General features: G+C 40.3%; 17 protein-coding genes. 3 read left to right on the forward strand and 14 right to left on the reverse strand.

The genetic code is table 11. From position 1 onward, the window contains the following. Positions 1-150 precede the first annotated feature (150 nt). The 5 genes from HXT25_RS02300 to HXT25_RS02320 form a co-directional block, all read right to left on the reverse strand. Entirely contained in the window at positions 151-1323 is a 1173-nt protein-coding gene (locus HXT25_RS02300) for an exodeoxyribonuclease V (RefSeq protein ID WP_422118634.1), read from the reverse strand. A gap of 34 nt (positions 1324-1357) precedes the next feature. Next, a complete protein-coding gene (locus HXT25_RS02305; protein ID WP_248912085.1) occupies positions 1358-2011 on the reverse strand; it encodes a response regulator transcription factor in 654 nt (217 codons plus the stop codon). Positions 2012-2045: 34 nt separating this feature from the next. Further along, positions 2046-2507: a hypothetical protein gene (locus HXT25_RS02310; RefSeq protein ID WP_004114257.1), complete on the reverse strand. Its 462-nt coding sequence runs from the start codon at positions 2505-2507 to the stop codon at positions 2046-2048. A 279-nt stretch (positions 2508-2786) separates the two neighbouring features. Continuing rightward, on the reverse strand, positions 2787-4010 hold the full coding sequence (locus HXT25_RS02315; protein WP_116437011.1) for a histidine kinase: 1224 nt from the start codon (positions 4008-4010) through the stop codon (positions 2787-2789). Further along, a complete protein-coding gene (locus HXT25_RS02320) occupies positions 4004-4744 on the reverse strand; it encodes a response regulator transcription factor (protein WP_174190773.1) in 741 nt (246 codons plus the stop codon). The genes HXT25_RS02315 and HXT25_RS02320 overlap by 7 nt, the downstream gene beginning before the upstream one ends. Positions 4745-4937: 193 nt before the next feature. Here HXT25_RS02320 and HXT25_RS02325 point away from each other — a divergent pair, with 193 nt between their 5' ends. Beyond that, entirely contained in the window at positions 4938-5441 is a 504-nt protein-coding gene (locus tag HXT25_RS02325; protein WP_014554325.1) for a hypothetical protein, read from the forward strand. 26 nt (positions 5442-5467) lie between these two features. Here HXT25_RS02325 and HXT25_RS02330 read toward each other — a convergent pair whose 3' ends face one another. Then, positions 5468-5815: a hypothetical protein gene (locus HXT25_RS02330; RefSeq protein WP_004573685.1), complete on the reverse strand. Its 348-nt coding sequence runs from the start codon at positions 5813-5815 to the stop codon at positions 5468-5470. Between the two features lie 247 nt (positions 5816-6062). On the opposite strand from HXT25_RS02330, the gene HXT25_RS02335 reads away from it, so the two are divergent. Further along, on the forward strand, positions 6063-6299 hold the full coding sequence (locus HXT25_RS02335) for a hypothetical protein (protein ID WP_180946772.1): 237 nt from the start codon (positions 6063-6065) through the stop codon (positions 6297-6299). 128 nt (positions 6300-6427) lie between these two features. Here HXT25_RS02335 and HXT25_RS02340 read toward each other — a convergent pair whose 3' ends face one another. Continuing rightward, complete coding sequence (locus HXT25_RS02340; protein ID WP_016812092.1) at positions 6428-7198, reverse strand: DUF3800 domain-containing protein; 771 nt, start codon at positions 7196-7198, stop codon at positions 6428-6430. Between the two features lie 644 nt (positions 7199-7842). On the opposite strand from HXT25_RS02340, the gene HXT25_RS02345 reads away from it, so the two are divergent. Beyond that, positions 7843-10758 (forward strand): InlB B-repeat-containing protein, encoded by a 2916-nt coding sequence (locus HXT25_RS02345; protein ID WP_422118635.1) that lies wholly within the window; start codon positions 7843-7845, stop codon positions 10756-10758. 151 nt (positions 10759-10909) lie between these two features. Here HXT25_RS02345 and HXT25_RS02350 read toward each other — a convergent pair whose 3' ends face one another. From HXT25_RS02350 to HXT25_RS02380, 7 genes are all read right to left on the reverse strand, one after another. Next, entirely contained in the window at positions 10910-11533 is a 624-nt protein-coding gene (locus HXT25_RS02350) for an FMN-binding protein (protein ID WP_004114241.1), read from the reverse strand. 55 nt (positions 11534-11588) lie between these two features. Further along, positions 11589-12434: an ABC transporter ATP-binding protein gene (locus HXT25_RS02355; protein WP_004114240.1), complete on the reverse strand. Its 846-nt coding sequence runs from the start codon at positions 12432-12434 to the stop codon at positions 11589-11591. A gap of 65 nt (positions 12435-12499) precedes the next feature. Beyond that, entirely contained in the window at positions 12500-13801 is a 1302-nt protein-coding gene (locus HXT25_RS02360; RefSeq protein WP_248911438.1) for an ABC transporter permease, read from the reverse strand. Further along, complete coding sequence (locus HXT25_RS02365) at positions 13791-15161, reverse strand: ABC transporter permease (protein ID WP_004573682.1); 1371 nt, start codon at positions 15159-15161, stop codon at positions 13791-13793. Before HXT25_RS02365 ends, HXT25_RS02360 begins: the two co-directional genes overlap by 11 nt. Before the next feature lie 12 nt (positions 15162-15173). Then, on the reverse strand, positions 15174-16445 hold the full coding sequence (locus HXT25_RS02370) for a Fe-S-containing protein (RefSeq protein ID WP_004116193.1): 1272 nt from the start codon (positions 16443-16445) through the stop codon (positions 15174-15176). A gap of 114 nt (positions 16446-16559) precedes the next feature. Then, positions 16560-17192 (reverse strand): iron transporter, encoded by a 633-nt coding sequence (locus HXT25_RS02375; RefSeq protein WP_004116196.1) that lies wholly within the window; start codon positions 17190-17192, stop codon positions 16560-16562. Between the two features lie 72 nt (positions 17193-17264). Beyond that, complete coding sequence (locus tag HXT25_RS02380) at positions 17265-19001, reverse strand: FTR1 family iron permease (protein ID WP_422118636.1); 1737 nt, start codon at positions 18999-19001, stop codon at positions 17265-17267. Between the last annotated feature and the right edge of the window lie 218 nt (positions 19002-19219).

The following is a 19219-nucleotide window of genomic DNA, read 5'->3' on the forward strand; positions in this document are numbered from 1 at the left end:
AAATAGCAACGAAACAGCATTCTGCATCACATATTAACCGCTTACTTGCATCTGCTGCACAAAGGCGCGTCCAAATACTCGATTGAAAAGCGTCCAAATACTCGATTAAATCGCAAGAAAGCACAATAATTAATTATTCTTGCATAATGGCTATTTCTCTACATGAAGCGGAACGTGTACATTAATAATCCACGAATCGTCATCTTCAATAACTTTAAAAGTTCCACCAGCCCGTTCCGCAAGCATCTTATGAAAACGCAGTCCATATCCTAATTGCAAGTTAGCAAGAATACCGCGTTGCGCACTATTTATACACGTAATATGACATTCATGGTCATTAAGCATTACATTCATGGCGTATTCTTTAGGCTTTGCAGCATGCTTTTTTACGTTTGCAAGTAGTTCTCGGCAAATATATTCAATTTGAGCACATTCTTCAAAAGGCAAATGCGCTGATCTCGAATCTTCAGCAACTAAATCACTGTTCAAATCAATGGAACCAATATAGCCAAGCTTCTCAAATGACTTTTGCTCACCATCAAATAAAACGCGTAAGCCTGTGCAAAAATCTTTATAACATGTAGTCGATTGCATAGCATCGCCAGTGCTTGCAGTTGTAGCATTGTCAAGAAGAGAAATGATATTACGTGCTCTATGAACAGCTGTAGTAGCACGTTGAAGAATCTCTCGCGAATTTTCATGCTCTTGGTCATGAGTCGTTTGAGGTTCAATAGATTGTTGAGCCATCATCATAATGCTGGAAAGCTCATTAGTTACTTCATCGTGCATGCGAATTGCGGCAATAGTGGCATATTTTTGAAAAACGTTGTAACGCTGTGCAAATAACTGTTCCTGCTGTTGGTGAATAGTAGAAATATAGTATTTTACGATTGCGCTAGAAATAAGAGTGATAAGAAGCCACCACCCCAACACATAAGCGTTTTGAAAATCGCATATAATAAAGAGCCATGAAGATACTCCGCAAGAAGCAAGCACGGTGTACCAAGGTTGAGTAATTACAGCAATTGCCAAACAAATCAATATGGTAAGCATCATAGATGAATAGTTGATATTGGGTGCAACAATTACCAACGGCATCCAAATGAGCACAATAAAAGATGCCTTACGTGGCCATATTGCAATACATAAGCATATTACAATCCATACTATTTCAACTGTAATTGCATGCCAATTAGAGTAGTAATGAAGATTATTATAGGAACAAATTTCAAGAATCAAAGTACAACTTATGATTGCACCAATTCCAATTTTCTGCCAAGCATCATGCGGCAAAAAATTGATCATACGCATTAATAATTTCATAACTACCTACTTTTACACGTTAATTTCTTACACGTTATATGTCATGCGAGTATTTTGCGAGCGCAGCGAGCGCCTGCATGCGACTTTTAACTTGAAGTTTTCCATAAATACGCCGTAAATGCGTGTTGACTGTTGAAACTTTCACATTAAGCTGATCTGCAATCTCTTTCGTAGAAGATCCCTGTTTGCACAAGCGCATAATTTCCGATTCTTGAGGAGACAAAACTGAAGTCTTCGGAAGTTGAGAAATCATATTAAATGATTCTTGCGGAGTGTGAAAATAGTCAATATATTGTGGCAATTCTGGGCAACCGTAGCTTGTTGCGCGCGATTGGATGGCTGCAACTACGTCTGCTAAATTGTCTTTATGTACTAGCGCTTGACCACCCGACTTAGCAACTTGCAATACGTATTCATCTAGCATGTAGGAAGTAATGCCAATTAAAACAATATTGCTATTGCGCTCGCGAATTGCCTTAATTACATCAACACCACTCATTTCTCTCATTGACATATCTACTAAAAGTACGTCAGGAGTATTCTCTGCAACGCAACGATGAATAGCTTGTTTTGTAGAAGAACACATCCATGCACAAACAAAGTTTTCAGGCAAACGACTTTTAAGAAGAAGTTGCATATATCGCAATACAAGCGTGTCATTATCAACAATTGCGTAAGTAGTGTTCATACAATATATGATATCTTGTTTTGGAATCCGCTTATCAAGAGATGTGCGATTGTATTGTTTTTCTCAAATTATCAAGATTGTACACATTAAAGTGCCATACGCTAGCACTTTCCGTTGGCACACTCCATTCTTCGGTTTTGCCATTCGCAGTAAAACGAATTATTTGAGTTGTTGGTTTACTTATAACTTCAAAATTAGTGAGTTGATTCCACGCAATACGACGAAGATACTTATCGTCTAATTTAGCTAGATTACCCGAGCCTAAAATGACATTCGGATTAACAATAATAAACTCATTATTAGTGGCAGCAATAATACGCGCAACAACGCCTTGCGCTACATAGAATAATTTAGGTAACAAAAATAGTTTGATTAAATCTTTCCACCAAGGGTCGTATTTCATTGTAAATACATACGTCTTATCAACTGAAAGATTGTGATCTTTAAAATACTTGACGATATCTTCTTCTCGTATACCGCGCAAAGGATTAGTCATAATAAGCACCTCCTCGTGATTCTCGTTTTGTAAATTACCAACATACTAGCGTGCAGATTTTATCTACACAAATAAGCGTACCTATTTTTAACGATAGTGCTTTTAGAAAACTTTTAAAAAACTTTTACTATTAGCAGTTTGTATGTTCTCAACAATCAACATTTAAGAATATTTCCGTTTTGGAATTATTTTTAAATAGAGGCGTACTTATGGAGTTATCGTGGCAGATTCTGTTAGATTTGCGATTTTTGCCACGATAACGCAAGAGTCTGATTGATACTAGTTTAGCGGAATAACAACATTGACCAGCCAAGTGTCGTCATCTTTTTGCGCGTTTAAAGATCCACCTAAACGTTCCACAGATTTTTTGTGGAATAGTAGACCTTTGCCAAAAACAAGTCTTTCGCCAAACTTATTCAACGTCGAAATCGAATTCATGCACATTATTCTGCATTCGCGCTTATCAACCGTAACGTTCATAGAAAAATCAACGCTAGTATTGCAATGCTTACGAATATTAGTAAGCAGCTCGCTGCACATGCGAATAGCACATTGAGCTTTTTCAGTACTAATAGTTGCAGATGCAGTAAAATCACCACTCCCCGAACTTTTATCATTCACTGTTAGAGAGCCATAGTACCCAAGCTGCTCGCAAATCTTACGTTCAGCCTGTAAGCGTGCGCGAATATTGCATAAGAAATCAGTCAAACTTATGCGATTATTGCTATTAGAACTATAAATAAACTGCGTGCTGGCAATATTTGAATCTAAAGAATCATCATACTTATGCTCAGCTTGTTCAAGTAGATTAATAACAAGTCGCGTTTTAGAAAGCGCATTACGAGAATGCTCAACAATCTGCTCTAGCGACTCTTTTGTATGATCACTTTTCTCGGTATACAAAGCATCAGTCGCAAGCAATGTAATATCCGTAATCTCATTGTTCACATCGTCGTGCAATTGCAATGCAACAGAAGCAATATAAGACTGGAACTCACTGCGCACAATATCCATTTTTGCGCGATTATTTTCCTCCAACATGTTCAAATACTTGCGCAAAGCGTAGCCACAAATCATGGAAATAAGAATAAAACAAGGGAAAGTAAGCGGAATGTACGCAATTTTTGCAAAGTACATAATATTCAGCGAAACTATGTACGCACAAAGCAAATACTTCCACGAATCGTAAAAGCCTGCAACAAACATGCTAGCGATCAATGAAAAAAGAAAGCAAGTTGCATTTACGCCTGGTACTGCTAACGTTACGCAATATAAAATCGGAGTTACGAGGGATATTTGACGAGGAAAAGCAATCAAAAGAAATATTGCGAACATCCAAACGTATTGGCACACAGATTGTAATGGATTATGCCACAAACCAGCTGTATTGCAAGATTGCACATCCATTGACACTACAAGAATCGCCAATATTATGAATAAAGTTCGTTGAATTTTCCAGCTTTTAACCAACTCAATAACGCGCGAAAATGTTTTCATTAACATGCGTTATCCGTTTCTTGCAAAAGATTCGGATGATTCTGCGGCGAATCATTAAAATATTGCATATTGCTATTTTGCTCACGATTTTGCATTGCAGCAAACGCGGATATTGCTTGCACTCGGTTAGAAACATGTAATTTTTTGTAAATTCTATGAATATGCGTGTTAATAGTGTTTGGCATAAGACCAAGTTGAGACGCAATCTGATTCGTTGTGTACCCTTTAGCAAGCAGATCCATAATTTTTAGTTCTTGAGGCGGCAAAACGCTGCGCGATCTTGATTTAGAAAGCCTAATAAAAGATTCTTGCGGAGTAGCAAAATCGTAAACAACGTCTTTAACGCAACGGCAGCCATACACATTCTGCTTATCGCAATATTGCAAAGCTTCTGCTAGCCCTTTGAAATTGTCTTTAGCAACCATCGCTTGCCCGCCAACTTGCGAAACCATAGAAGCGTAGGATCTACAATCGTAAGAAGTCATGCCAATTAAAATAATGCTGTTGTTTTTCTCACGAATTGCGCGTATTACGTCTACTCCAGACATGTCTTTCATTGACATATCTATCAGAATATAATCTGGAGTAGTTTTTGCTACTTGGCAATATTTCAAAGCTTGCACGCCTGATTTTACGCACCATTTGCACTCGTACTCGCTTGGCAAAAGCTTGCTGAGCACGTTTTGCATAACCGCTAAAACTAATGTGTCGTTATCTACTATTGCATACGTTTTTTGCATAATGGCTTTCTTGCAATCTTATGCTACTTTTCTTACATTCTACTTTATAAGCATGCGCAAAATAGAGCAAATCGTGTAGTAATAAATGATTACAAGTAATGCATGTAAATCAAATGTGATTATAATGAGTGACAATATGTGACTTTTGGTTGCGTTGAAAATTTATTTTTAATAATGATTGCAGCAGGATTATATGAAAAAACGACTAGTAGTATTGCACTCCGCAGAAGTAGCTGCGATGGCGTTTGCCTCAGCAGCTGCTTTTATGCGTAGCTTTGACTTTTTCGCTTTGTGGCTTGTTCTAGGACTTCTTTCTGTTGCAATGTATTCTTGTGCATATTTTTTCTTGCTCAAAAGCGTTATTAAAGCAAAAAATGCGTATATAGAAAATAATATATCTAAGCTTAGCGGCGCGGGCGCTAACAGCATAAGTAGTGATGTTGAGAATATAGAAAACAACAAAGATTACATAATGACTCTTGAGCGAGAGCGCAAAAAAGTCGAATCACAAAATAATCAAATACTCAACAATTACTCAAATAATTTAATAAATATTATTACATGCTTTATTTGTGGGCTTATTCACGTTCCTTGGATTTATTACTACGGAATTGCAAATGGCGTTTTAACATTAGTGATTCTGTGGCGAGTAATAAAGCGTCCACAAGGTCACCCTATTGATGAAAGCGATTTTTAAAGATTTAAGACTTTAAGGATTTAAGCTTATTGCTGATCTTCCATTGAAAGATTTAATCCTTTTGCAGCATTGCGAAAATATTCTATGTGATCGCCATAACCGTCTGCAATAATAGCATCCTCTTTTACAACAAAAGAGCCATTTTCTAGCACAATATATTTTGTAAAGAATTCTTCTAATTGCTTAGCTAATTCATCAATTTCATCTTGTGAAAGCCCATCGCTACTATTTTCCGCAAAGTTATCTTCCTGCTTTTGAATTTGATTAATGCTATTTTCACTAACATTTCCTATTTTGTTTACGTTATCTTCTGGCTGCCAAGAGTTTATGCCAAAATCACTCATGCTTACACTACCCATATTTGCGCTACTCATGTTTGTGTCTCCTTGTATTTGTAACATATTCACAACTTATATTCGCAGCACATTTGTGCGTTGCTTTAAGTCTAATTACAAACATTTTCCGCGCAATATTGAGTACTGAGTTTTGAGTACATCATATTGCTGCAAAGAATTGCAATATTTATACTAGAAATACAAAATACATACGAACGAGAAGCAATGTACATGAATTAGCTACAATGCTCACGAACAAAACAGCAAATTGGAAGGGAAACAACTCATGAGCAAGGACTCTATAAAACTTATTAAAAAAACGCTTATTTGGATTCTTAAGTGGGCAATATCTACAGCAGTCGAATTTCTTCTTTTGTACGTTGCAATTATTTCTTGGAATCATGATTTTGCACGGTTCATGCACGAATACAGTAATGCTATTATTCCATTTATGGCAACAACCGGAGCCATGACAGCAACGATGAGTCGAAACGAAGGCACTATTTTTGAAGTCAAAGATTAAGGTGGTTATGGCGCTAAAACACAATATTGCAAACAATAAACAATTTATGATATAATTTTACTACGCCGTGACTGCGCCATATTGTAGGTTTGAGGTTAATCTTCAACACGGCGTCTATTTTTATTATTTCAATTTTCAATAATACGGCTGCCACTAGGTACAGCCACTACTCCAAATCCTTCCGCTTTACCTTGACTATTTCTACGAACGTTATTTCTTATCATATTATAAAAAGTTGAATCTCTTTTAGAACATTTTCTATAAACTGCTCCTGCAACTAAATCTGCAAACTGCACACCTACACTGTGATGAGAAGCTGCTATAAATAATCCTTCAATTAGATTGTTATAATCAGCTCGATGTGAGTCATGATTATTGAGTAGATCAAAATGGAAATCATCAAGTTGCTTATTTTGTTTACTATTACGAGCATCAATAACTATCATTCCATAAACTTTTGTACCAGCATTTTTACTTAAATCTTGAAGATAATACTGAAAACGTTCACATATTTTTTCAAACGCAGTGTGATACATATTTTCAGCATTGCCATCTTTATATTTATCGTAATACTCCTTAGTGTTCACTACAGCAGCAATAATTTTAAAATCTTCATTTTCCGAAATCAGCTTAAACAGATTCTCACGCAATTCATTCAATTCATTAACACTCAAATTAGAAAGAGGCGTGGTCTTGTTGCTTAATGGATGATTAATGAAATAACGCCACTTAACTTCCCCCTCAATCCCATATTTCTTTTTTAATCCATGCAGATTACTTTGTAATGATTTCCATTGCGATTCTGGAATGACTAATCCGCCCAAAACAAAATAAGGATTTTGCTCTACAGCATCACGTTTAGGAGCAGTTCCACTCTCGTCCAAAAAAAGAATTTGCATGAGAATATTTTATATGAAATATTCAACATTCTACAGTTATAAACACAGCGCAGCTACTATTGCACTATTAATTAGATTATGCAAATATTTATAAACTATTGTATTTAATACAAATACGAGTATACTTTTGCCTTCTACAGGTATAGTGTAGAAACTGTATTAATATGATGCATTAACTAGCGCCCAACTTCAGCGGACAATATGGAGCTAACAATGAGAAGAAATAATAAATATAAAGGCATGCGCATACTTACTGCTTCAACTATCATTGCAGCAATGTCGATACTTTCTGTATATCCAATAAGTGCATTAGCTATTACCCCCCCCCATCAACAGAAGTAACCGTAAGTAACCCAGCTCCAAAAACACAACTTGTTGTAGATGGCACAAACGGATCAGACACAAACGATGGATCTGAAAGTAAGCCATTAAAAACTATTCAAAAAGCTCTTGAAAAAGCCACACAAAAACCTGCAAATATCAACATTAAAGGCAATTTTTCACTTAATGCACCTATAGAAATTCCACAAGGCATTACACTTTCTATCGATAAATCCGGCGCCACAATAGCAGGCTCGAATAATACCAACGATGGCATCACGCTGAAATCTGGTTCCACACTTCGCGGTGACGGCGAATTGAAAATGACTGCATTTAAGGTAGCTCTTACAGCAGAAGAAGGCTCTCTTATTACGGACGGCACATACAATTTCAAAGATAACGGAGTAAAAGACAGTAACGGAATCTACCTTGCGGGAACAGTAAAAGGTACAAGCAAAGATAAATTAACAATTACTGCTGACGACAAATGTGATACAGATTTTTATGCTGATGGTATTACTTTCGAAAACGCTACTATTAACGTTAAATCACAAATTCGCACATGGTTTGATGCAAGAGATTTAACTTTGAAGAATTCTTCACTTACCGTAGCAGGCTTTGGAATGTCATACTACGTAAACAAATTAAACATGGATAATTCGGAGTTTGTGATTAATCAAATTGGTTGGCGGCACTCAACTGGTTTAACAATTCAATGCGACTCAACTGTTACCAATAATTCACGAATTGTTGCGAATGCAGGATCTACAGCAGGCATTTCCGTTGGAATATCAAACGGAAAATTAACTGTTATCAACTCTACTCTTGAATTTAATAATGGTGGCACTGGCGGCTTAAATGTAAATACCGGAAAAGTAATTCTCACCAATTCTACAATCAAAGGTGATGGGAAAAATAGTGGAGCGCTTTTTGGAGCTCAGGAAAACGGATCTATTGAACTTAGAGAAGACTGCTTAATAGATAGCCCGGCAATCAAAAATGCAGATGGTGGAGCTGGAACAGAAAATAACTATGTTGTGACTGGAGGCTCGCACATGGTTACATATGCTCCTGATTATCACAGCAACAAGGGAAGCACTGTTCCTGTAAACGGTGAAGAAAACGGTAATGAAAGGCTAAGTCTCTTTACTCTTGCTGATAGTTCTGTAAATGAGATAAAACCAATTAACAAAAATGGAAATGCCTACATATACTCAGTTAAAAAAGCTTCTAAAGATAACGAAAAACACGTATGGGTTCCAGCAGCAAAAGTGACATTCGAGCTCAATGATACAAAAGCTGAGGATTCTAAAAAAGCTAAAGGAGCTATATTCTCTGACTCTTCAACTAAAGCAAAAGAATCCCTTGCTATACGCGGTTACGCATTAAACTTTGCAAAAACAGTGGCAGGAGGAAGTACTGAAGTACCAGCAAATCCAATTGCTCCTGGATATAAGTTCCTCGGGTGGTTCTGCAAAAACGCTCAGCATAGCGAGCAAAAATTTACTGAAAAAATGATAATTAAAAGCGACACAACAGTGTACGCAAAGTGGGAAAAAGATTCCTCATCTTATGCTGTTCGCTACCATAATTGCGCTCAAGATGATGCAACATACATTGTTAGTGAAACTAGTCCAAAACGCACTAGCAAAGTTCTTTCATTCTACGAAGTTGTTAAAAATAATGCAAAATTTGCCCGAAAGGGAATGGTCTTCAAAGGTTGGACTACCGATAAAAACGGCAAAGGCAAGACTGTAAAAGCAGGTAGCAATATTTCTATATCGCAAAGTGAAAACTTAATTGACTTATATGCAAATTGGGAAGAAAAAGAATTTACAGTAAAATTCTCTGCAAATGGCGGAACTTTCTCCAATAACAGTATCTTTAAGACAAATACAAAAGTATTTGAGATTAAAAAAGATAAGCGCGGTGGAGATGTTGCTGTTGTTAAGAAAACAGCAAAATTTAGCGAAAACAGGACGCTAATCAATCTTATTAAAAGTTTGGATGATAATGTCAATATAGACACAACTGGCATTAGTGGCAAAGCAGATTCTGATTCAGACACAACTTATACAAATCTAGCCACGCGCAAATACTACACGCTTAAGAATAAAGATGAATCGTACAGTATATTCGGAATTACGATTGGAAGTTACTACTATTGGTTCAAAGACAAGAATGGAACTGAAAAAGCTAGTATTGATAACAATTTACGAGTGAACGACGATCTTACCTTCTACCTTAAGTGGGAGATTAATCCAAATGTTAAACAGATACAACAGGAGGATATTAATCTTCCTGCAGATTTATTAACTGGCGAGAACACAGCAACTACAGCGTATAAAGTTACTCCAGGACAAACTATTGATTTCACTGGCACAATCACAGCTTCAGTAGTAAAAGACCAAATGAAGACGATAGAAAAGAAATTTAACACAGTAAATGCGAAAGATTATGACAAAATTACTCTCGGAGATATGACATCTTCGTTCATGGCTACATTTACTATCCCAGACGGTTTAACGCTGCCTGAAAATATCACAAAAAATACACTTAAGCTCGATGGGTTCTCAGATACTTTTGCTATCCAGGATGTGCAAGTTAAAGACAAGACTGTAACAGTTACTATTAATTTGAAATCTGGCATTACAACGTATGCAGCATTGCAGACAGCAGTACAAACAAATCTTGGCGACGCAATGAAAATCACTATTCCGGGAATAAAGATAAATCAAGATTTCTCCGGAAAAGCTACAATCGTTGGAACAGTATCTGGCTCATTCCACGCAGCTGCAACATTTAATGGAACAACGAAATTATTTGACTTTACTTGGAACGGCTCACAAACAAACGATGGTAAGAACTCTGACGCAGCAGCAGGCGCTAATGATATTTCTCTCACCGTAGAATATGATCCACAAACTCCTCCGACACCTCCAACGCCACCTACACCGCCTACGCCTGTTCCTGAACCTACGCCTGTTCCTGAACCAACACCAAAACAAACACCAGAAAAAACACCATGGCCAAAATATAAGCCGACTCCAGAAAAAACACCAAACATTACGCCACTACCAAAAGAAAATCCAAATAATAAAATCGTAGAAAAACGCAAAAATGATAATAACCAACTTCCAAAAACAGGAAGCGCAATATCACTAACCGCTTTTTCTACAATTTTAACGTTTGGACTTGCTGAAATCATAGCAAAAATTAAAGCACATAAAAATAAATAAACAATAATTTCATAAGAAAAAACAAACAAAATAGGGGTTAGTATTGTAAACAACTGCACTACTAACCCCTATTAATTACACGCAAATATTCAACAATATAATCACGATTATTATAGTCACGATTATATTAATAAAGTAAGGTAGTTCAAGATTATTTTGCGGATTGAATTGAAGCCTCTTGGCGAGCAACGTCAAGCGCTTTGTTGAAGGCATCACTAGTCCAACTTGCTCCAGCAACAACCGAAATATGCAAATCTTTTAACGGTTTTCCAACGATTTTTCCTGGAATAGCCTCACTGAAAGCGCTCATGTGTTTTTTGGAGATTGGCGTAAACGGATGAGACGTTATTTGCACACTGCTAATATTTCCATTTGCAACGCTTAAATTCACGTCAATGCTATCTTCTGCAACTGGCCCATACTTAGCTTTGATTTTGTAATCGCCATCTTTGTAATTGCCAGTGTCTGTTTTAGGCGAATTTTGCTGATTTTGCTGATTTTGCGAATCCTCACTTTGCGCGGAAGCGTGCGATTGTTGAGCACCAGAATCGTAAGATTTCGAAGCATTGCCACTATCGTTTTCGCTTTGACCAGAGTTTCCTGCAAACTCATCATTCATTGGAACGGCACTCGGCTCGCCGCAAGATGCAAGAAACGCACTTGAGCTAGCCAAAACCGCAATCGCAGCAACCGTTTTTGCAATTTTTTTAGACTTCAAATCATCACGCAAATTAGTGCAGCGTGAAACATTGTGAAACATATTGTCTAAAATCATAAATCATCGCCTTTAAATCTTAAATTAAAACTATGCGCAACTAATCATTTAAAAACTAATCATCTAAATTCGCTAATTTAGGTGACTTAGTAGGCTCATGATTTTGCAAAGCTTCCGCAACGCTTTCATCAACATGTGCACTCGTAAACGCAGGCTTGCCACCAATCGCCTCGTACGCTTTGCGCGCAACCTCATTATTCCAACGTTCACCAACAAGCACACCGTGGTTGAGCATAATTTCACGATCCGCGCATTGAGCAACCAAAGAATCGTGCGTTACAACAATAATCGTAGTTCCCTGGGAATGAAGCTGCTTAAACAAGTCGAGTACAATCTGCTCATTCTTTTCGTCCAAATTACCAGTCGGCTCATCCGCAAGAAGCAACTTCGGGCAGTTAATAAGAGCACGCGCAACGCAAACGCGCTGCTGCTCACCGCCAGAAAGCTGGCTTGGTAAATGATGTGCTCTGTCCTTTAATCCCACGCGTTCCAAGGCTTCCATTGCTTGCGATTCATCTACAACTGAATGATAATATTGCGCAACCATCACATTTTCTACAGCTGTTAAATGTGGCACAAGATAAAACTTTTGAAACACAAGACCGATTACGTTTTTGCGAACGTCTGCAAGCTGGCCCGCGTTCAAATCCTCGAGTTTGCGGCCTTGCAAAGCAACGGAGCCTTTAGACGGCGAATCCATGCACCCAATAATGTTCATTAGCGTAGTTTTGCCAGAGCCGCTCGAGCCAACAATCGAAAGCCACTCGCCTTGCGGCACAGTAAGCGACAAATCGTCAACAGCGCGAAGAGAGCCGTAAATCTTGGAAACATGGTCCAAAGTCAACAGCATTTCTGGCTCAGCTTTTGTGCTCTCCAGCTTAGTTTCTTTATTCTCTGTCATATTAAATCCTTAACTAAAATCCTTAACTAAACACTCTAAAATCACTCTAAAAATCACTATAAAAGCTATTCTTCTCGAAGCACAATCGCAGGGTCTATTTTTGAAGCGCGCAAAACAGGCGGCAACGCAGCAACGCAAGACGCTGCAACGCTAAACACAATAGAAAACACAACCAGCCACCAATTTACGCTCAAATCTCGCGCAAACACCATTGACGCAAGCAATCGCGCAAATCCATACCCCACTGCTGTACCAGCGATTCCGCCAATAAAACCATAAAGCCCAGATTCTGCAGTGAACTCAATGCCAATGCTTTTAGCGCTCGCACCCAAAGCTTTGCGCAAGCCAATCTCATTTCGGCGCTGCTGCACAATCGAAGAAATCGTAGTGCTTACGCCAACCATCATCAACGCAAGAACAACCAGCGAAACAATCCAAAATAGGCTGCGAAGCATAGCAATAATGCCAGTATCTGCCGCCGTAACTTTAGTAACTTGTTGCGCACGAACACGCATAGAAGTCATATCGTTAATGCTGCGCACAACAGCATCTACGTTCGGCGCAGAAGACGAGTAAGCAATCACGTCCGCACCGCGCTTAACGCCTGTAAGCGCACGCAAATCCGCGTTAGTTGCGTAAAGCATGGAATCTTCGGCATCTCCCGTATCTAAAATGCCGCAAACGCGGAAAGTTGTGCCGTGAGTATCCATAATATCTGTGGAAACTCTGCCTTCAACAAGCTTATTTTGAGAAGATTTATCTGTTTGATTATCTGTTTGATTGCCTGCTTGATTATCTTGCGACTTACCTTCCAACTGTTGCGCAGGCTTGTGCGAATCCGAGGAATTATCGCCAGCGCGATACGCGATTGCAATGCGCGAACCAATCTTCAATCCCATAGCCGAAGCAACATCTCGCCCAACCATAACGTTGCCACTGCTAGGCCAAGCGCCGTCCACGTTCCAATGCTTATTAAGCGACTTAACAGCGGAGACATCCACTCCAGCAAGCACGTACGGAGCCGCATTAATGCGCACATTTTCGTAACGGTAGGTAGCAAATCGCATAGCACCTTTTGCAAGAACCATGTCGTTAGTGTGCAAAACCATTGCGCGATCAATGCCATTTTTCCACTCGCCTGCAAGCGGCGTCACAATAATATTCGCTCCGTATGCGCGCATTTCGTCACTCATTTGTTGAGGAACAACAATGCAGATTGCAGCCAAGCAAAATAGCGTAGCGGCACCAACAAGAGTGGCAACTACTGCCATAAGCGCACGCGACTTTCGGCGAAAAACCGCGCCAAAAAGCATAGTCGCAAACATTGCGCCATTAGAAGTCATACCCGAACCAGATTTAACGCCCATGAAGCACCTCCGCAGGACGCACATGCAAAATAGAGCGAATAGAAGAGCCAGCAGCAGCAAGAACAGTAATCGCAAGAAGCACAAACACCAGCACAAATACCATTGGTCGAAGCGAAATCGCAGAACCAAACACGCTAAATCCAATCACTTGCGCAACGCCAAAGCCTGCAATCATGCCAATAAGCGCACCAGCGCACGCAATAACCGCTGTTTCCATAAGCATTAGCCGCGCAACAGCGCCATCGCGCGCACCCAGCGCCTTGAGCAGCGCAAGCTCCCCAGAGCGCTCAGAAATCGCAGCTGCCATAAGATTCGCAACCGCAACAGCCGCCGCAACCAAGCTAAGCGCCGTCATAAGCACCATCACAGCGCGCGTCTTGTTAAGCACGCTGCCTTGCATAGCAGAAACTTGCCGCACTTGCTTTGCAACAGCTCCTGGAATCACTTCTTCAATTTGGTAAGTAATCGAGCTTGGGTAGGCTGTGCAATACCACGTCTCCCACTCTTCTTGGCTAAGAGCCGCTGGATTCTTCGCCGCTTTACGCGCTAAATCGTTTTCTGGCGTAGTCAATGCTTTAACTTCAATCGCCTCAACCATATTTGGCTTATTTGAAAGGCGTTGTGCCTGGCTGGAATCCGCGTAAATCGCGTTATTGTCGCTATCTCCAGAATCGTAGATACCAACAATTTTAAGTGAGATTTGCCTGCTAGAACGATCTAGTTTTATTCGCTGACCAACTTTTAGATTATGACTTTTAGCAAGATTTGTGCCAACAGCAGCCTCGTGCTTAAAATCGCGCGGGAATCTGCCTTCAAGCATCTTCCACCAAGACCGCATTCCTTGTACACCAACAACTGTTGTTTCTCCAGAAGCGAGCGCAAGCTTGCGATTAAACCACGTGCCAACAATTGGGACTACTGAATTAGCAGAATTAGCAGATTCGGCAGAAGAATTTGCTTTAAGATTTGCATAAATCGTTAGTTTTGGCGCAAAATTCGTTATGTTAAACGCCCAAAAAATCATTTTGATTTTTGCAGCATCCGATTCCTTCAAAAAAGCGGTAGATTCTTGACTTTCAGCATCCGCCAAAGTTTGAGAAGTTCGAGAAGTTTGCGAATTACTATAGTTCGACTTTGTGCGAGACGCATACAAGTCGTTCACAACAGCATTCGACTTAGGCTGAACAATAATATTGGATCCGTAAGAGCTAAGCTCCGCGTTAATTTTGTCTCCAACATCGTAAACAACACTAAGCATTGCAACGCTTACACACGCACTCAAGCACACAACAATCGCTATAAGAACTCGCTTTTTAATCTGCCTTGCAAGAGATCGCGCAACCATTCGAATCATAAACATTTGCAAGCGCTCCTACTTAAAGTGCGAGCTAAGCACGTCTAAATCGGCTGTGTGAATGGTAATTTTTCCGCCACCAGCCTTGTATGGGAATGGAATCGGGTTGCATCCGCCCTTAAAACCAATAGTCGCCAAATTTATTGCAACATCGCATTTTCGGCATATTATCTTGCCGTCTTTTTCGTAGTAGCCTGCGTCTCCGCAATTTTCGCAAGCATCCAAGCCCACTCCATACGCTCCACCATTTTTCTTGATGATTATAAAGCGCATAACAGTGCCATCTTTAGCTTTGTATTGGAATCTATGCAAGTGACCATCGCTAATTTGCACAAAGTTGATTGTTGCTACGCCATCATGCAACTCGTACGGTTCTGGCGGCGTAAGCGTTGGCTTAATATTCATAAGAGACACACCAGCAGTAAGCGTAAGTATTACTACAATTGCAGCCATTAGCGCCGCAAGCGCAGACCTTCTAGACTTGCGCTTAAACGCTCGCTTTGCGCGGATTTGTGCAGAATTTTCTCCAACTACAGGCGTCTTAAAACCAATTACAAGAGAGGCGAATGCAGGAATCAAAAACACGCAAATTTGCGCCATAATCATAAGCGGAGCGTTGTTTATAAGCCAAACAAGAATGCTAAACGAAAAATCGTCTATATACAGCAAAATACTTCCTTGCATAATTTGCAGCAGGGATGTTAAATGCTGAATTAGTAAGATTATTATGCTTAGAATAATTGCGATTCTAAAGGCGCCAATACTCGCGGTTGCGCGCAAAGATCGCACCATAAGACTTATGCAAATCGCAGCAGCCGCGCCAAGAATAAATCCTAGCGCGCGAAGAAGCATATCGGAAGTAAACGGAGGTGTGCTGGAGTCAACGAAAATCGTAAGCTGCAAAATCACGTCTGGGAGCGCGTAAAACACTGTAAACGCTAGGCATAGCGCGCCAATCGCATTGCTTATGTGCAAGGGCAGCGGATTTTTGCGCCATTTTGCAACCGTTTTGCCAGATGCGCCAACACAAGCGATTGTGGCAACGTCTAGCGGAACAGCAATGCAGAGCGCTGGAAGATTCACAAAATTGCGCTGATTAATCACCACGCTTGCGCGCAAAAATGCAAAAACAAGCGCCGCAACTGTTCCAAAAATCAAGCCAAAAAGTCGCCAGCGAGAGCTGATTGGCTTATCTCGCCCCTCGCCAACGCTTAGCGTGGCGCTTAATCCCATTGTAAGCAGCGCAAGAGGGAGCAGCCCTGGAAGTACTGTAACGAACAGCCTGAGCATGTCTCCCTCCTTTGCTGTTTATGTGATTATTTGTTATTTATTTATGCATTATGCATTATTTATTTGTTGTTTTTATTTGTAAAAACTACCACTGGAAAAAACACCACTGCAAAACTACCACTGACGTGGAGTGTACTTCCAATCGTCGAATGTAGCGGTAATTGGCTCAGTCCAGAATCGGCCAGTCACACCCGTAGCAGGATCTACGTGAAGCATCCAACCCTTCTTTTCTGGCGATTCAACAGAAAGCACTAACTTGTAGTTTCCAGCCTTATCGAGCTTAACATTTGCGCCGTAGTGAGGACCGTCGGAAGCGTTCATTTGCATAAACGTTCCCTTTACAACAGCTTCACCGCTCGCCTTATCAATAATTTGATAATTCACAGTCAAATCTGGAATAAACTCGCCCTTGCCGTAGCCAAGCTTTGTACCTTCCTTGTTTGCGTGAATATCTGCCTCAAGATGGAAGCTTGCCTCGCTTGCCTTTAAGCCCATGCCTGCTGGGACCATGTCAACTGGCTGGAAGTACACGGCGCCAATCGTAAGTGGGCCAATGTTCTGGTCTTGGTTAGGTCCAACTGGAACCTCTTCAAAGCCTTTGTCTCCGCCCTTATCGTCGGCCTTCTGCTCAGATGCTTGTGGCTTTGCAGCAGATTTTGCCGCGTTTCCGTTTGCACCGCAACCAGTGAGTGTTAGCATTCCTGCCAGCGCTAAGGCTGCAATTGCCATCATCTTTTTGTTCTTCATATCTAACCTTTTCTGTTAGTTAATTATCTGTTTATTATTGCTTGATTTTTAGTTTTGATTTTTAGTTTTGACTTATCCGCGAACGGTTGCTTGCGACTTGTGTGTGCGCAAAATAGACACGCATAACAGTGCAATAACCACGATTGCAGCTACGACTTGCGCCGAAATCGTTTCAACGTACGGATAGAATCCAAGCCAATCGTTAGTTGGCAAGCCTTGAATATAAACTCCAGCGAGCGCATCACCCTCTATGAGCGCATGCACGCCTCCACCAGCAAAAATCACCACTAAAATGCACATAAGCGCGCTGGTTCCTGTAAAGAATGGACGAATTGGTATGCGAACGGATGCAAAGCGAATCAGCAGGAAGATTACAACCAAAACAGCGGCTGCAGCTACAAACCCGCCCCAGATCATGGAGTCTGCTCCACTTGATACAGCAAAAATCGCTTGATAGAAGATTACAGTTTCTGCACCTTCGCGAAACACTGCTAAGAAGCTTAGCAGCGCTAGAGAAATCAGGCTTCCTTTAGAAACTGCTGCTGTCGTTTGGTTGCGAATATACTCGTTCCAAGCTTGCACAGAAGATCTTGAAATCATCCAATTGCTTGTGTACAGCAGCATAAGCATTGCAAACAGGGCTACAACGCCTTCCGTAATCTCTTGCTGCGGACCAGAACCGTTAAACAACAATCCAAAAAGCGCAGCAACAATAAGCGAAGCTATGATTCCTGCAACAAGCCCCATGTAAATGTACTTAACCATGCTCTTGTGCCCAGATTTAATAAGATACGCGATTATTGCAGCCACAACCAGCAGCGCTTCCAACCCTTCGCGCAACAAGATTATAAAAGCCTGCCCAAAGGAGCTTGTTATAAATTGCATAAACGGGTTGGCGTTAGATGCCGCTCCGCCGTCTAGTTTTGCTGCATCTTCAATAAGCATTGACTTAAGATCTGTCACGAACTTTTTTGTTTGCTCAAATGTTTTGCCATTGTTCATAGCCTGCCTGCACTCTTTGAACTGGTATTCAACAGTGCTTACCCGGCTTCCGCTTATTGCGTTCATCACGTTCTTCTCAAAACCGAGCTTTTCGTAATATTGGTAGTAGGCTTCGTTTACTAAATCAACAGCTTTGGCAACTTCTTGCTTGTTTCCTTTTGCTGCTTTGTACGTTGATGCAGATTTGTCGAGTATAACGTTCATTTCTCGCGCAACTTGGCTCCAAGTTCTGCCATTTCGCCCAAGATTCTTCTTTTTTGCTGCATCGAGCTTTTTACGCTCTTTTGCGATTTGCGCGCGCAATTTGGATGCATAAACATTCGGCTTATCTAGCTGCGTGTTTGCATCGAGTTGAGAAGCGGTTTGCGCAATATCTCTTTCCAGAGTAGATGCCACTTCACTAATCTGTGCGCTTTGTTTTTGTTGATATACCAAAGTTTGCAGTTGCTGGAACTGGTCACTTTGCGACTGCACCTTATCTTGCCCAATTGTGTCTCTAACAACGGTTATGAAGTTTGATGCTACGTATACCGAATTGTATGCAGCTTGGAATCTGGTTGCAGCTCCTGCCATATTTGCACTATTGTATTCGTTTTTACCTTGTTCTATTTGGCTTGTAACTGCTGAAGAAACTTCTGACCAACTGTTATAGGTTTTGTCAGCGTCAGTTGCGTAGGCTATTGTTGGCTCTCCAACTAATCCTACTAATCCAACTACTCCCATTGCACAACTTATTAAAATGCATATTGACAACAAAAATGCCGATGCGCTCGCAACTTTTTGGCGCGCTTTTGCACACGCGTGCATAATGTCTCCATATCTCCTTTGGCTCTATCCCCCCATCGAGCGCACACAATTTTTTCTATTTTCGTTTAGTTTTAATCGTTCAAATTTTTTGGCGGCTTTTGCACGGTTTGTATTTCCGTTTTTATTCTGTTTAAAGTCGCTTCGCAAGTAACCCCATGAACATAATATCGATATATCAAGTAGATTGATATAGTTAGACGCAAAAAACACGCAAATAT

This window comes from Gardnerella sp. DNF00476, from assembly GCF_049262735.1.
Taxonomy (GTDB): Bacteria; Actinomycetota; Actinomycetes; order Actinomycetales; family Bifidobacteriaceae; genus Bifidobacterium; species Bifidobacterium vaginale.